The 14202-nt window shown below is 66.8% G+C and carries 14 protein-coding genes; 7 read left to right on the top strand and 7 right to left on the bottom strand.

The features are described 5' to 3' along the window. Both WAN71_RS10825 and WAN71_RS10820 read left to right on the top strand, forming a co-directional pair. The coding region (locus WAN71_RS10825; RefSeq protein WP_422225322.1) for an enoyl-CoA hydratase/isomerase family protein at window positions 1-767 on the top strand (767 nt) is incomplete at its 5' end. Between the two features lie 263 nt (window positions 768-1030). Continuing rightward, the gene (locus WAN71_RS10820) at window positions 1031-1468 is read left to right on the top strand and encodes a hypothetical protein (RefSeq protein WP_422225321.1); all 438 of its coding nucleotides are present in this window, start codon (window positions 1031-1033) and stop codon (window positions 1466-1468) included. A gap of 80 nt (window positions 1469-1548) precedes the next feature. Here the strand turns inward: WAN71_RS10820 and WAN71_RS10815 are convergent, their stop codons facing one another. Genes WAN71_RS10815 through WAN71_RS10805 form a run of 3 tightly spaced genes read right to left on the bottom strand, consistent with a single transcriptional unit; the run spans window position 1549 to window position 4711 of the window. Then, window positions 1549-2340: an enoyl-CoA hydratase/isomerase family protein gene (locus WAN71_RS10815; RefSeq protein ID WP_422225320.1), complete on the bottom strand. Its 792-nt coding sequence runs from the start codon at window positions 2338-2340 to the stop codon at window positions 1549-1551. Window positions 2341-2360: 20 nt separating this feature from the next. Further along, window positions 2361-3461 carry an acyl-CoA dehydrogenase family protein gene (locus WAN71_RS10810; RefSeq protein WP_422225319.1) on the bottom strand — a complete coding sequence of 367 codons (1101 nt, stop codon included), beginning with the start codon at window positions 3459-3461 and terminating at the stop codon, window positions 2361-2363. Next, complete coding sequence (locus tag WAN71_RS10805; protein ID WP_422225318.1) at window positions 3458-4711, bottom strand: hypothetical protein; 1254 nt, start codon at window positions 4709-4711, stop codon at window positions 3458-3460. Before WAN71_RS10805 ends, WAN71_RS10810 begins: the two co-directional genes overlap by 4 nt. 102 nt (window positions 4712-4813) lie before the next feature. On the opposite strand from WAN71_RS10805, the gene WAN71_RS10800 reads away from it, so the two are divergent. From WAN71_RS10800 to WAN71_RS10780, 5 genes are all read left to right on the top strand, one after another. Continuing rightward, window positions 4814-5536, top strand: a complete 723-nt coding sequence (locus WAN71_RS10800; RefSeq protein WP_422225317.1) for an enoyl-CoA hydratase/isomerase family protein — start codon at window positions 4814-4816, stop codon at window positions 5534-5536. 17 nt (window positions 5537-5553) lie between these two features. Beyond that, a complete protein-coding gene (locus tag WAN71_RS10795; RefSeq protein WP_422225324.1) occupies window positions 5554-6828 on the top strand; it encodes an acyl-CoA dehydrogenase family protein in 1275 nt (424 codons plus the stop codon). After that, window positions 6821-7573: a hypothetical protein gene (locus WAN71_RS10790; RefSeq protein WP_422225316.1), complete on the top strand. Its 753-nt coding sequence runs from the start codon at window positions 6821-6823 to the stop codon at window positions 7571-7573. Before WAN71_RS10795 ends, WAN71_RS10790 begins: the two co-directional genes overlap by 8 nt. A 70-nt stretch (window positions 7574-7643) precedes the next feature. Further along, window positions 7644-8915 carry an amidohydrolase family protein gene (locus WAN71_RS10785; protein WP_422225315.1) on the top strand — a complete coding sequence of 424 codons (1272 nt, stop codon included), beginning with the start codon at window positions 7644-7646 and terminating at the stop codon, window positions 8913-8915. 52 nt (window positions 8916-8967) lie between these two features. Beyond that, a complete protein-coding gene (locus WAN71_RS10780; protein WP_422225314.1) occupies window positions 8968-9882 on the top strand; it encodes an SDR family NAD(P)-dependent oxidoreductase in 915 nt (304 codons plus the stop codon). 14 nt (window positions 9883-9896) lie between these two features. On the opposite strand, the gene WAN71_RS10775 is transcribed toward WAN71_RS10780, so the two are convergent. From WAN71_RS10775 to WAN71_RS10760, 4 genes are all read right to left on the bottom strand, one after another. Next, a complete protein-coding gene (locus WAN71_RS10775) occupies window positions 9897-11336 on the bottom strand; it encodes a class I adenylate-forming enzyme family protein (protein WP_422225323.1) in 1440 nt (479 codons plus the stop codon). An 8-nt stretch (window positions 11337-11344) separates the two neighbouring features. After that, window positions 11345-12610 carry a CaiB/BaiF CoA transferase family protein gene (locus WAN71_RS10770; protein ID WP_422225313.1) on the bottom strand — a complete coding sequence of 422 codons (1266 nt, stop codon included), beginning with the start codon at window positions 12608-12610 and terminating at the stop codon, window positions 11345-11347. A gap of 30 nt (window positions 12611-12640) precedes the next feature. After that, the gene (locus WAN71_RS10765) at window positions 12641-13831 is read right to left on the bottom strand and encodes an acetyl-CoA acetyltransferase (RefSeq protein WP_422225312.1); all 1191 of its coding nucleotides are present in this window, start codon (window positions 13829-13831) and stop codon (window positions 12641-12643) included. After that, a partial coding sequence (locus WAN71_RS10760) for a Zn-ribbon domain-containing OB-fold protein (RefSeq protein ID WP_422225311.1) occupies window positions 13828-14202 on the bottom strand: 375 nt, incomplete at its 5' end. The genes WAN71_RS10765 and WAN71_RS10760, both read right to left, overlap by 4 nt.

Raw genomic sequence — 14202 nt, 5'->3', positions numbered from 1 at the left:
ACGGCACGCGGCTGACCCTCACGATCGATCGGCCCCGGCACCGCAACGCGCTCGACGACACGGCGATGGCGGCGTTCATCGATAATCTGGAGGCCGCAGCCACCCACGACGAGCTACGGGTGATCGTGGTACGCGGCGCAAATCACAACTTCTGCAGTGGTTTCGACATCGTCGGCCGAAACGCGGTGCGTGAGGTCAAACCGCGCACAGCAAGCATTCAGCGCCGTCTGCCCACCCAGGCCAATCGGCTGATCCCACTTCTGCTGGAAACTCAGCTGCCGATTCTGTGTTCGGTGCGCGGATGGGCGGTCGGAATCGGCGCGCAGATCGCGCTCGCCTCGGACTTCACGGTTACATCGCATGATGCGCGGTGGTGGTATCCGTTCCTGTCGCGTGGTTTCACCCCGGATTCGGGCAGCACGTGGTTGTTGCCGCGCATCGTGGGCCGTGCTCGGGCACGCGAACTGCTCATCCTGGGCAGGCAACTGTCAGGGACCGAGGCGGCAGAGTGGGGGTTGGCCCACGCAGCTGTCGATGACGCGGAAGTGGATGCGGCCGTAGACGAGCTTGCCGACAAGCTGGCTAACGGGCCCACCGTCGCCATCGGTTTGACGAAGTCGCTACTCAACGCCGGCTATTCGCAGTCGCTGGAACAGCAGCTCGTCGGCGAGGCCTTCGCAATGGAGTTGAGCTCGCGCAGCCCGGATTTCCGCGAGGGGCTGGTGGCGTTTACCGAGCGCCGTGACCCGAAGTTTGAAGGCCGCTAACCTGCTCGAGGCAATAGCGAGTGGAGCCACAGCATCGTCCGAGAGCAGACGCAGGGCCATCATCGAGCGCGGCGCCCCCGATGCCTATCCAGGGGGCAGTGCCCACGACGGCACGGCAACGCCATAGCGCAAACACCACAGGCAATTTGACGAAACAACCGACGTTCAAGCGCGTCTCTTGTTCGCGGCGCACTATTGCAGCTTTATAGCATGTGCTATACCGTCGGTCATCTCACGGTCAGACGGAGGATAAGGAGCGCATGATGTCCGATCTTATCGACCGAACCGTCATCGGTGCCGTGGAATACCGCATCAGCGGTGACGAAGACAACGTAATCACCGCACGCTACGTCTCGTCGGGCAGCATGGGCCAGAAGGCCGGCGCCGTCTGCCGCGGGCGCGCAGTCGGTGACACGTCGGGCGGCTTCGCCGGGGACTACGTCATCCGCTACTTCGGTGTTGACCACAGCGTCGTCGGTGACTTCGACTGGCACATCGAAGCCGTGGGTGATGCATATCGCCTCACCTGGCGAAACCGCCCGGAGAATGCACTCATTCCTGCGGCGGCCGGTGATGTTGTTTTTGAGGGTTTCGGATTCCACAACAGTGACCGCTCGATTGTGGTGGCGTATTGGATGCTGGACAAGGTGGCCTCGGCGCTTTTCGCCGGCGCCGGCGTGGCTGAGCTGCCGGAGCCCTAATCAAACATTCTGGTGCAAGCTCGCGAATTATCCGCGGCTTTGCCTTATCCGTGGACCAATGCAATTGGACCACAACCGATCTAGTCCTGCCAGCGGGCCTCGCGCTTCTCGGCGAATGCAGCGGGGCCTTCGGTTTGATCGGGATGTCCCCACAGGCCAACCAGCTCCTTGGCGCCGGCGCGGCAGGCGTCGGTCAAACCGACCTCCATGGCCTGCCACAGCGCTCGCTTGGTGGCGCGCAACGCCGCAGGTGAGTTGCGCGCCACCTTTTCGGCCAGATCTTGCGCGGCCTCGTGCAGGCGCTCCGGCGGGTCGATGATCTCGCTGATCAAACCGATTTCATAGGCACGCTGGGCTGACATCCGTTCGTGGCGCCCGACCAGCGCCATGCGCAGCACTGCCTCGGCCGGAATCTTGCGCATCAGACCGATCGCCTCGATCGCCGTGACCTGACCGACCGAGACGTGCGGATCGGTGAACTGGGCGTCCGAGGCGGCTATGACGATATCGGCGTCCGCGACGAAGTGCAGCCCACCGCCGGCACAGATCCCGTTGACCGCGGCGATGACCGGTTTGTCCAGCTGTAAGAACCACGACGTGAAACCGAGATCCCAGTCCTCGACCGATTGCCGGTAGCGGCCGAAACCCTGGCCGTCGGTTGCGATTTCGACGACGTCGGCACCGGTCTGAAAATGGGGACCCAGGCCGCTGTTCACGATGACGCGCACGGCTGGATCATCGGCAAGTTCCTGCCAGGCCAGCCGCAGCTCGTCGCGCATCGCGTTGTTCATCGCGTTCCGCCGCTCCGGCCGGTTGAACAGCAGCCAGCCGACGTGGCCGCGCCGCTCGACCTTGAGCGTTTCGTATCCCATTGCGTCTCCTAACGTTTGGCTCAAATTCGTGAAAGGTGTTCGGCCACAACGTCGTAATGCTTGCAAGCGGCGCCGAGCAGCTCCTGGCCGGTGCGGGCGCGCTTGAAGTACAGATGGGCGTCGTGCTCCCAGGTGAAGCCGATCCCGCCGTGGATCTGGATGGTCTCCTCGCTGGCATGCATGGCCGCCTCCGAGCAGTACGCCTTGGCCAACGATGCGGTCCACCACAGGTCGGGGCTGTCGGTGGCCACGGCTTCGACGGCAGCGGTAGCCGCCGAGCGCGCCGACTCCACCTGAATGAGAAGGTCGGCCAACTTCTGCTTGATCGCCTGAAAGCTGCCGATCGGCCTGCCGAATTGCACGCGCTCGCGGGCGTATTCGGCGGTCATGTCCAGGCAGCGAGCGGCCACACCGGCCGATTCGTAGGCCAACAGGGCGCACGAGGTAGCGTAGGCGCGGTCGAGCGGGTGGTCAGCGCCGCAGAGGCGGACCCCGCGGGCACCGGAGAACTCAACGTGGGCCTGTTTGCGCGTCTGGTCGAGCGTGATCAGGCGTGTCACCTCGACGCCGGCGCCGTGACGTTCGACGGCGAACACCGCCGGCCCTTCCGGCGTGCGCGCCGGGCTGAAGATCAGATCGGAGTCGGCGGCGTCGATGACGTAGCCACCTCGCCCGAACAGTCGGTCTCCATCGGCGTGGATGTCCACTTGTGCTGGGCCCCAACGACCGTCGGCGTCGGCATAGATCACGGTGGCCAGCAGGCTGCCGTCGCACAATCCGGGCAGCCAGCGCGCGCATGCGTCGGCGTTGTCGACCTCCAGCAGCAGCGGTATGGCCAGGCCGGCGACGGCGAACATCGGTGCCCCGCCGAGGCTGCGGCCGGCCTCCTCGAATACCACCCCGAGTTCGCGCGCGCTCATGCCGGCACCGCCGAACTGCTCGCCGACCATCAGTCCGGTAACGCCGAGCTCACCGGTGAGCCGACGCCAGTCCTGGCGGTCGAAGCCCGACTGCGTGGCCATCAATTCGCGCACCCGCGCACTGGGGAACAGCTCGGTGAAAACCTCGCGCGCGGTGCGCTGCAGCAGCTGTGCGTCGACGAGCCCGCCGTCGTTGCTCATCGACGGTCAAATCCGTCGATGGTGGCGACGAACGCCTCCGCCAGGGTGGTCGCGCCGCCCGGCGGTTCCGGTAGCCGGACCGGGCCGTGTTCGCGACTGGGTAGCAGGATGGTGGCGCTACCGGGTGAGGTCACCACGTCGCGCTGGTTGCGGGTGCGCAATTCGACATCGACGGCGGGGCGATCACCGTCGGCAAGGTAGCGCTGGGTGACGGTGCCTTCCACCCATTGGACGTCTCCGACATAGTTGAACTGGCGGAATTCGACGCGCAGCCGCCACAGCCAGGCGTCGTCACCCATCCAGTCGGTGCAGGCGTGGATCATCCATGCCTCACGCATACGGCCGTAGTCAAACGTGGTGGGGTTGCCCGATTTCCGGGCGAACGCCGGATCCCAATGTACACGCTGCATCGCGTCGGGGACGCCCAGCTCATCGCGATGGTAGAAGCGCGGGACCCGCTGGCGGTTGCGGTACGCCAGGCGCAGCGGCGCCACGTTGTACATCCCCATACCCATGCCGACGTGCCAGCAGACCATGTCGGTCACCGTCAGCGGTCCCTTCGCCAGCGGGCCGATCTGGTCGCCTTCGGCGACATCCTCCCACCACCGCGGCTCGGCGCCACGCGCGCGCTCGGCCGCATAGTGGGCGTCGATCTCGGCGATGCCGTCGTCGGTCCACGGCGCGATCTCGACGCTGTCGTACTTTTTGCGTTCGCGCGCCTTCTGTCGCTCGGTGCGATACATCATCCGGTACTGGGCGCCCAGCAGGGTGCCGTCGTCGGTCCGAAACGCCTGCGCGGTCCACTCCTGAACGCCGCGGCCGCCGAACTCACTCGGCTTGTCGATGACTCCGACGAGCGCGGTGCGCCGCGATACCCGGTGATCCGGCCGCAACGGGGCCCACCATTCCCGCTCGCTGGCGGCATAAAAGGCGTGCACACCGCGCAGCGGGTCGCCGCGTAACTCCTTCTGGGCGGCGAGTTCCTCGGCGCTGAGCTCGTCTTCTCCGATCAGGCTGTCGCCGCCGACGATCGCGGGCGGGGCGATGGGCTCTTTCCACACCGATTGAGCGGCGTAGTCGACGTTGCTCCACAGCGGGTTGTCGTCACCGTACGACCATGCGACGTGGCGGAAGGCGTCGACTCCGGGCCGATGGTAGTGCGGCGACGCCGGATACACCTGCGGCTTGCCGATTCGGGCGCACAGTGCCGCCACGCCATCGTCGGTGATCTGACCCTCGGCGCCTGCCATCTTCCACCTCTCGCCAGGACGGCGACGACCCCCGAGCGAACGCCGTCTGGATAACGGATAAAATATATATCTTCCGCTCAAGACCCAATCCGAGGGGGTGTCGTGGCCGTTGCCGAGGAATCGCTGCTGATCCAGCGCGACGGCATGCTGGGCTGGCTGATCTTCAACCGGCCGCAGGCGGGCAACGCGATGGACGCGTCGATGATGGCGGCGCTGCCGGAAGCTTGGCGAGAACTAAACGCGGACAACTCGATTCGCGTCATCGTGGTCACCGGGGCTGGCCGAGCGTTTCAAACGGGTCTGGACATGGTGCAGCTCGCTCGTGACCCGGCGGCGCTGCGGGAGATGTCGCGACGCACCAAGCGCGCCGACCTTCAGCTGACCGGCTGGCATTGCGGTGTCACCAAGCCGGTCGTCACCGCGGTCAACGGGGTATGCGCCGGGGGCGGACTGCATTTCGTGGTCGATTCCGACGTCGTGATCGCGTCGTCGGACGCCGCTTTCCTCGACCCACACGTCAGCGTCGGGCAGGCGTCGGCATTCGAGACCATCGGGCTGGCTCGGCGTGCGGCGTTCGGGCCCGTCGCGCGCATGGCACTGATTGGTGCACACGAGCGCGTCGACGCGCGGCGGGCCTACCAACTGGGCTGGGTCAGCGAAGTCGTCGACCCGCCCGAGCGTCTGACCGAAGTGGCCGCCGACATCGCGCGGCGCATCGCCGACAGCGCCGACGCCGCGACGTTGGCGGCCGTCAAGAGACAGCTGTGGGCGTCGCTGGAGACCACCCGGGCACGGGTGGCTCGTGGGCAGGCAGCAGAACCATAGACCGAGGAGGTGCCGTGATCACGCGAGAGGACCTGTTGGCCGCCAGCACGCCGGTGGAGGCGCAAACGGCTGTGCGGTCGTGGGTGAGCGAGGCGATTCCGACGGCGTGGCGGGAAGCGGCCGAGGCCGACGGCCCCAGCGCCGTGCGCAGTGTCCGCACGCCCGACGAATACCGGGCCTGGTATCCGACCCTGGCCGCCGCGGGACTCGTTGTGCCGCAGTGGAACCCGGAGTACGGGGGCCTGGGCTGGGACCGGCCACTGGCGCGGGCCGCCGAACAGATCCTCACGCGCTACCACCTGCCGCGGCTGAACCCGTTGGGACTCAACCTTGCTGCCCCGGCGCTGTTCTCCGACGGCACTGAGGACCAGCGACTGCGTTTCCTTCCGCCGATCGTGCGCAACGAGCAGGTGTGGTGCCAGCTGTTTTCTGAGCCCGGTGCCGGTTCTGATCTGGCATCGCTGGCTACCCGCGCCGTGCGCGATGGCGACGGCTGGCGCATCACCGGCCAAAAGGTCTGGACCACATGGGCCCATCTGGCCGACATGGCTGTCCTGCTCGCACGTACCGATCCGGAGGTGGCCAAACGCGATGGCATCACCTACTTCCTTATTGACCTGCATCAGCCCGGCGTAGAGGTCAAGCCGCTGCGGCACATCGGCGGTGAGGTCGACTTCAACGAGGTGTTCTTGGACGGCGCGTTCGTTCCCGACGACCAGCGCGTTGGCGAAGTCAACGCAGGCTGGAAGGTCGCGCGCTCAACGCTATCCGGTGAGCGCCAGATGGTCTCGGGATCGGGTTCCGGTGGTGTCGACCGCATCGGCGGGTCAGGGACCCGACGGCTGGTGCGCCTGGCCCGTGAGCGGGAGAAGGCGGGGTTGGCCGGCGGGTGGGACGACACCCAGATCCGTGGCCAGTTGGTCCGGCTGTGGGCAGAGGAGCAGATCCGCGGCTGGACCAACGACCGGATCCGCGCTGGACTGCGGGCGGGCCTGCCCCCGGGGCCGGAGAGCTCCATTGGCAAGGTGCACGGCTCCGATCTGAACCAGCGGATCCAGAAGCTGGCCGCTGAGATGCTCGGCTCTTCGGGCACCGCGTGGTACGGCGAGCCCGGCACCTATAGCGAGTCGATGCCCGCCGAAGTGCGCGGGATGCTGCGAAGCCGCGCCAACACGATCGAGGGCGGCACGACCGAGGTGAACAAGAACATCCTCGCTGAGCGCGTGCTGGGGATGCCGAAGGAGCCGGATCCGTGGGAGGGCCGGCCATGGAAAGAGGTGCCCCGTGGCTGAGTCAGGCGTTGCGACCGGCAATACCAAGGTTTACATCCACGAGTTCATCTCCATCACCAAGCAGAACCGGGCCCGCTACATGCACCACATGACGGCGAACTGGAGCCCAATCGCGCAGGAGCAACGCAACCAGCTGTGTTACGGCGTCTGGGGGACCATCGGCTCGACCGGAACGTGGCCGGAGGTCGTCAACATCTGGGAGGAGGACGGATTCGATGGACTGGCGCGCAGCTTGGGCCATGAGACGGGCGGCGTCGGGATGCAAGATCCTGCACTGGCCAAGTGGTGGGCGTCGGCAGCTGATTTGCGCTCAGGCGGATTCGACCGCGTCCTAGTCCCGCACCCGCAGACCAAGACCATCGCGCAGCTGTGCGCCGAAGGCATCGGCGCGGCGACCTATGCCCACGAACTGATTCGGCTGGAACGTGGGCGGCCCGAGGCGTTTCTGGACGCCGCGATCGAGGCCGCCCCGGCGGCGCACGACCGGTTCGGTTGGCGGCTTCTGGGCGCCTGGCGCACCGCGATGGTGGCCGACGACGAATGCATCCTGCTGTGGGCCATTCCGTCGTGGGAGGCGTGGAGCCTGGCCGAGCAGGCATTGCTCAATGCACCCGAGCTGCTGGTGGGCAGTGCCGAGAAGCATGTGCGGTCGCGTCACCGCGTGCTGCTCGTGGACGCCCCGCTCGCGCCGCTGCGTACCGGGCGGCAACCGGCCCGCTCGGACCGCACCGACTGGGAGGACTGACGATTCGCGAATCGGGCATACCGAGCATCACCCAATTTCTCGATTTCGGATTGTGTATATAATATCAATATTGATTTCCGATAGTGAGGGCACCTTCATGTCGCAGAATGTTCAGGAAGCCGATCTCCTCGACGAGCGGCTGGCGCGGATTCCGGCGATCGTCGACGTCGATGCGCATGTCGTTGAGCCGCCTGATGTTTGGACCTCCCGCTTGCCCGCGAAGTACCGCGAGGTGGGGCCGCGGGTGGTGTACGCGCCGGCCGGAGACATCAAGCTGGTCGGCTCCTCCTATATCGAGGCGCCCGGCACCGAGGGCTCCGACGTCGCGTGGTGGTTCTACGAGGACCGCCAAACCAGCCTGAAGCGTTACATTGCCGCTGCCGGTGTGCCGGCTGACGAGGTCACGCTAACTGGAGTGACTTATGAAGATATGCGGCCGGGCTGCTTCCGGGCGCCCGAGCGGATCGCCGACATGACCATCAACGGCGTGCAAGCGCAGATGTGCTTCCCCAACTACCCGCGCTTCTGCGGTCAATTGTTTCTGTGGGGCAAGGACAAAGAGCTTGCCCGGCTCTGCGTGGAGGCCTACAACGACTGGATGGTCGAGGAATGGTGCGGGGGCAGCGACGGGCGACTGATCCCGCTGTGCATCGTGCCGTTGTGGGATGTGCAGCTGGCTGCCGCAGAGGTCCGCCGAAACGCGGCCCGCGGAGTTCCGGCGGTGGCCTTCAGCGAGCTGCCGTCGTATCTGGACCTGCCCAGCATCCACTCCGGGTACTGGGATCCGTTCTTTGCCGCGTGCCAAGAGACCGGAACGGTGTTGTCGATGCACATCGGTTCGGGCACCAAGACCCCGAAGACCTCCGACGACGCACCGGAGGCCGTGCAGGGCACCATCATCTTCGGCAACTCCGTCGGCAGCCTGGTCGACTTCCTGTTCTCCGGCGTGCTGCACCGATTCCCGAACCTCAAGCTGCTCTACGCCGAGGCTCAGATCGGCTGGATCCCTTATGTTTTGGAGCGCACCGACGACGTCTGGCACACCCACCGCGGCTGGGCCCACGGCCAGGACAACTGTCCCGAGCTGCCGTCGACCTACTACTACCGGCAGGTGTACAGCTGCTTTTTCAAGGACCCGGTCGGGGTCAGCGTGCTGGATCGCGTCGGGGTGGACAACGTGCTGTTCGAAACCGATTACCCGCACCAGGATGGCACCTGGCCGCAGTCACGCGAGGCCGCCGCGCTGCAGTTCGGGCACCTTCCACAGGACCAGATCGACAAGATCGCCCGCGGCAACGCGATCAAGCTGCTCGGTCTCGAGCTGCCCGACATGCCGCTCTGAGAACGGCACGTACAGCACACACCGCAGGCAAAACACAGGAGGAGAGGCGGGCGTGGGTCTGCTCGACGGGAAAGTCGCGCTGGTGACCGGAGCCGGTCACGGCATCGGTCGCGGGCACGCGATGGAGCTGGCCAAGCACGGTGCCAGCGTCATCGTCAACGACCTGGGGACCTCGGTCCGCGGGGAGGGTGTCAGCACCGCGGCCGAGGAAACCGTGCGCCTGATCGAAAAGGCCGGCGGCGTCGCGGTGGCCAATTACGGCGATGTGTCCGACTTCGCCGCGGCCGGCGAGATGGTGCGTCAGGCCGTCGACACCTACGGTCAGCTCGACATCGTGGTCAACAACGCCGGCATAGTGCGCGACGCCGCCATCTGGAACATGTCCGAGCAGGACTTCGACGCCGTCATGCGGGTGCACGTAAAGGGCACCTGGACCATCTGCCACCATGCAGCGCTGCACTGGCGGGCGCGCAACAAGGCCGGCGAGGCCAATGTCAACGGCCGCATCATCAACACCACCTCGGGCGCCGGGCTCGGCGGCAATTTCGGCCAGACCAATTACGCGGCGGCCAAAGGGGCCATCGTCGGGATGACGCTGACGTTGGCGCTGGAGTTGCATCGCATCGGCGTGACCGCCAACGCCGTCGGGCCGTCGGGCCTGACCCGGATCACCGCGACGATGCCGGGGATGGGCGAATCCTTCGAGCCCGACGAGGTGCCCGAAGATCAGTACCACCCCATGGACCCGGCGAACTCCTCGCCGCTGGTCGCGTGGCTGGCCAGTGATGAGGCTGCGCACGTGACCGGTCAGGTGATCCGCTCGATCGAGGACCGCATCATATGGATGCAGGGCTGGAAGGAGCGCAGAGCCGTTAGTGCCGGCGGAAAGAAGTGGGACGCAAAGAGTCTCGGGACGATCATGTCGACCGAGATCTTCGAAACCCGCCACCCCGGCATGCGTTTCTGACGCTGCTGCGCTGCCTAACGCGCCGCGCCACGAACCATCTCGGTGAGCAGGCGCCGATCCGGCTTGTGGGTGCTGTTGAGCGGCAGCTTATCGACCACGAGTAGACCTTCGGGCAGCTTCCACCGCGCCACCCGTCGGTCGAGGAACGCGCGCAGATCGGCCAGGCTCGGCGCGTGCGCAGGTTCGTTGACCGCGATGACGGCGACGCCGATCTCACCCATCGTCGGGTCCGGGCGCGCCACCACCGCGCACGCCGAAACCGCGGGATGGCAGCCCAGTTCGGCCTCCACCTCCGCCGGGTAAACGTTGTAGCCGCCGCGGATATACATCTCCTTGAGGCGACCTTTGAGGGTGAAGGTGCCGTCGTTGTTGCGGGCTGCCAGGTCACCGGTGCGAAGCCATCGACCGTGAAACGCTGCGGCGGTGGCCTGTTCGTCGCGCCAGTAGCCGACCATCGCCGTCGGGGTGGCCAGGCACAGCTCGCCGACCCGTCCGTCAGGCAGCGGCTTCCCGTCGGGGTCGAGGATGCACGCCTGCACGCCGGGCCGGGGCCTGCCGATGCCGCGCAACGCCTCGGCGGGGCGCTCCCCGGACGTGCCGAGACCGACGCCACCGGACTCAGTGGAGGAATAACGCACCAGGTATTGGGCGTCGAACCTGTGTCGCACCGCCTGTACCAGGTCCGGCGATGAGGCGGCGCCGCCGGCGATGATGCGCTGCACACAGGTCAGGTCGAGCTCGTCGATACCGGGCGTGGCCAGCATCAACGCCAATTGCGGTGGGATAGCGCCGATTTCCGGCAACCGCAGGCCGGCCACCAACTTCAGGTACTCGGCCGCGCGCCACCGCGGCATCACCTGCATGCGCAGGCCGCGGCGCAGATACCACGGCAGCTTGAGCATCGGCCCGACATGAGCCAGGTGGGTCGAGATCACCATGGGTGTGCCCGGCCGATCAGCCCACACCCCACCGGTTTCCAGCGCCACCACCGCCGCTAGTTGTGCCTCGGTGAACATCGCGGCTCGTGGCAGCCCGCTGGTTCCGCTGGTGAACACCAGCGCGGCCAGTCGCGCGGGATCTTCAGGCAGGTAAGGCAACTGGGTGGGTCCGCTGTTTTCCTCGAGCGCACGCACGGCGTCCACCGAGTCCAAGACCAGCGCCGGCTCGGCCAGCGCGACGAGCTTGTTCTGCTCGGCGCTCGCCAGGCCCGAGTTGATTCCGGCAACGGCCGCACCCAGTTTCGCCGCAGCCGCGTAGGCAAGCAGGTATGAGGTCCCACTGGGCAGCCGTAGCGCGATACGGTCACCCGCGCGGACCCCGCTGCGCCACAGTTCCGCAGCGATGCGCTGCGAACGAGAATCCAGCGAGTGGTACGTCAGTGCGCCGTCTTCGGCGGCCATCATCGTTGCGTCGCCGAAACGCTGTGCTGCCGCCCGTATTTCGGCTGCTAGCATCACGCCGCTCAGCCTGCCGAGTGCACTGGGTCGGTCGACGGCTGTTGGCCGAACGCCCCCGCCGCGCGCAACGCCGTCAGCCGCGCGTCGTCATACGAGCAGACCTTGCGCAGCACGTCGTCGGTGTGTTCGCCGGCCCGCGGCGCCATTTGCGGCACCGGCAGGTGCTCATCGCGGAAGTTGACCGGAAACGGCAGCTCATCGGCGCCGACCCGGTCGGCGGGGATCCAGTCGAACCGGTCCTCGAACTGCGGATCGGCCGGCAGTGTTGCGGGGGTGTTCACCGGCGCGATCGGGGTGTTGTAGCGGCCGCCGAAGTCGACCCATTCGGCGGCCGTGCGAGTCGCGAAGATCTCGCGCAGATGCGACTGCAGTTCGCGGTTACCCCGGGCGTGGTCGGCGTAACGCGACCCCGGCCAGCGCTCGAAGAGGTCCATCCGCCCGACACCGTCGCAGAAGTTGCGCCAGAACTCCTGTTCGCTGGCCATGAACAGGACATGCCCGTCCTTACACGCATAGATCTGGTAACGCACGCCCTCACGCATGCCGGCCGTCGCAGGTGGGCGCCGCTCATAGTTGTCCGACGCATTGCCGGTCACCTCGTCCTCGGGGCGCTGGTAGGCGCGGTAGGTCTCGGAGCGGTACCAGTCGAAGGCCGCCGCGCAGTCGGACTGGGCCAACTCCAGCTCGGCGCCAACCCCGGTCTCGCGCGCGCGGATCACCGCCGCCAGAATGGCAAGCGCCCCATACAACGGCGCCGCGTTGATGCCGATCGAAACATGCTCGGGCACATAGGTGAAGCCCTCGTCGTCAACCGCCGGTGTCACGATCCCCGCCCAGGCGTCGTAGGCGATCCCGTGGCTGGGGTAGTCACGGTAGGGGCCGGTGGCGCCGTAGCCCGAAATGGTGGTGAAGACCAGCTTCTCGTTGAGTTCGCGCAACACCGTCGGCCCCAGTCCCAATCGTTGCAACGCACCCGGGCGCATCGCCTCCACCACAACATCGGCACTCGCGGCCAGATCCCGGAACACCTGCTTGGCCTCGCCGTTGCGCAGGTCGAGGGTGATGCTGCGCTTGCCGCGATTGACATGCAAATGCATCAGCGAAATTCCTTGCACGATAGGCCATGTCATCTGGCGCACATAGTCGCCCGCCGGCGGCTCCACCTTGACGACGTCTGCCCCGAGATCGACCAGGGCTGTGGTGATAGCTGCCGGCCCCAGCATCGACACCTCGACAACTCGCAACCCGTCCAGCGGGGCACGCACCGGCATTCTGTCCTCCTAGGATGTGTTGGGGCAGGCCTAATCGGTGCCGAAAATGCCGACGAACGAGACCATCTCGCCCGGATAGCCGCCAAGGTTGTGCGTCAGCGCTTTGGACCGCTTGCCGTAGGTGGCGATGCGCCGATCCGCCGGAGCCTCCCCACGCAGCTGCAGCCACGCCTCGAAGATCATCCGCAGCCCCGACGCCCCGGTCGGATGGCCGAACGACTTGAGCCCGCCGTCGGGGTTGACCGGCATCGCACCGTCGAGGTCGAACGTGCCGGCGAGCACTTCCTTCCAGGCGGTGCCGCGCGCGCACAACCCGAGGTCTTCGGTCAGCACCAGCTCGGTCGGGGTGAAGCAGTCGTGTACTTCGGCCATCGCCAGCTCGGCACGCGGATCGGTGATGCCCGCCTGCCGGTAGGCGTCGGCGGCCGATGCGGCGACTTCGGGGAAGTAGGTGTAATCGTAGGTGGGGTCAGCCAATCCGCTGCCGTTGCCCGCGACCAACGAGAGCGCCTTGATCAGCAGCGGCTTGTCGGTGTAGCGGTGGGCTTCCTCGGCGCGCACCACGACCGCCGCGGCCGCCCCGTCGGCCACCCCCGCGCAGTCGAACACCGACAGGCGTCCGGCGACCGCGGGCATGTTGCAGATCGCGTCGGCGCTGACCTGCTTGCGGAACTGCGCTCGGGGGTTGCGTGCGCCGTTGGCGTGGTTCTTGGCCGCGATGCGGGCGAGCACACCGCGCAGCTCGTCCTCATCGACGCTGTAGCGCTTGGCGTAGGCGGGAACCACCATGGAGAACATCGCCGCCGCGGTCAAGGTGCGCGCCGTGCCGTCGTTGGGTATCGGGAAGGCGTTAAGTCCTTGGTAACCGGAGTCTTTGACCTTCTCCGCGCCGATCGCCATGGCGACGTCGTAGGCGCCACTGGCCACGGCGTAGGCGGCCTGGCGCAGCGCTTCGGAGCCGGTGGCGCAGAAGTTCTCCACCCGGGTGACCGGCTTGTCGACCAGACCCAGCGGCCGGGCCACGGTGATGCCGCTCATGCCCGACTGGGCGGTGCCGAACCAGTAGGCGTCGACGTCATCCTTGGTCACCCCGGCGGTGGCGAACGCCTCGCCGGCGGCTTGGCGGATCAGGTCGTCGAGGCCGAGGTCGAAGCGTTCACCGAAATGCGTGCAGCCGACCCCGATGATGGCCACCCGGTCGCGAATTCCGTGGCTGCTCATGCGGATCCCTCCTGCGCTGCGCGCGGCGCGTCGTCGCGGACCGGGCGGGCCTTCCAGAAGTAGTTCGCGATGCCGTCGGCCACGAACAGCCTGCGGAAGGTCATTTCGACGCGGGTGCCGATGGTGAGCTCCTCAACGTCGACGTCGGTCAGTTCGACGGGCACCCGCGTGCCGTCGTCGAAGTCGACGACAGCGAAGACCACCGGCGGACTGGGGGAGTAGGCCAACTTGTCGACGGTGAAAGTGGTGACGGTGCCGCGCTGCTCGGCCAGCACCCCGGCCGGCCCGACGAGCCCGAACTTCCATTCGGCGTTGCGCGCGGCGGCACTGGCTGACGGGCGCGCGGGTTCCGGGCGTCGCGGCGGTTCCAC

It is taken from the genome of Mycobacterium sp., assembly GCF_049280035.1.
Classification (GTDB): Bacteria; Actinomycetota; Actinomycetes; order Mycobacteriales; family Mycobacteriaceae; genus Mycobacterium.
The sequence above is the reverse complement of the archived record's forward strand: the minus strand, read 5'-3'. Positions and strand labels throughout refer to the sequence as shown.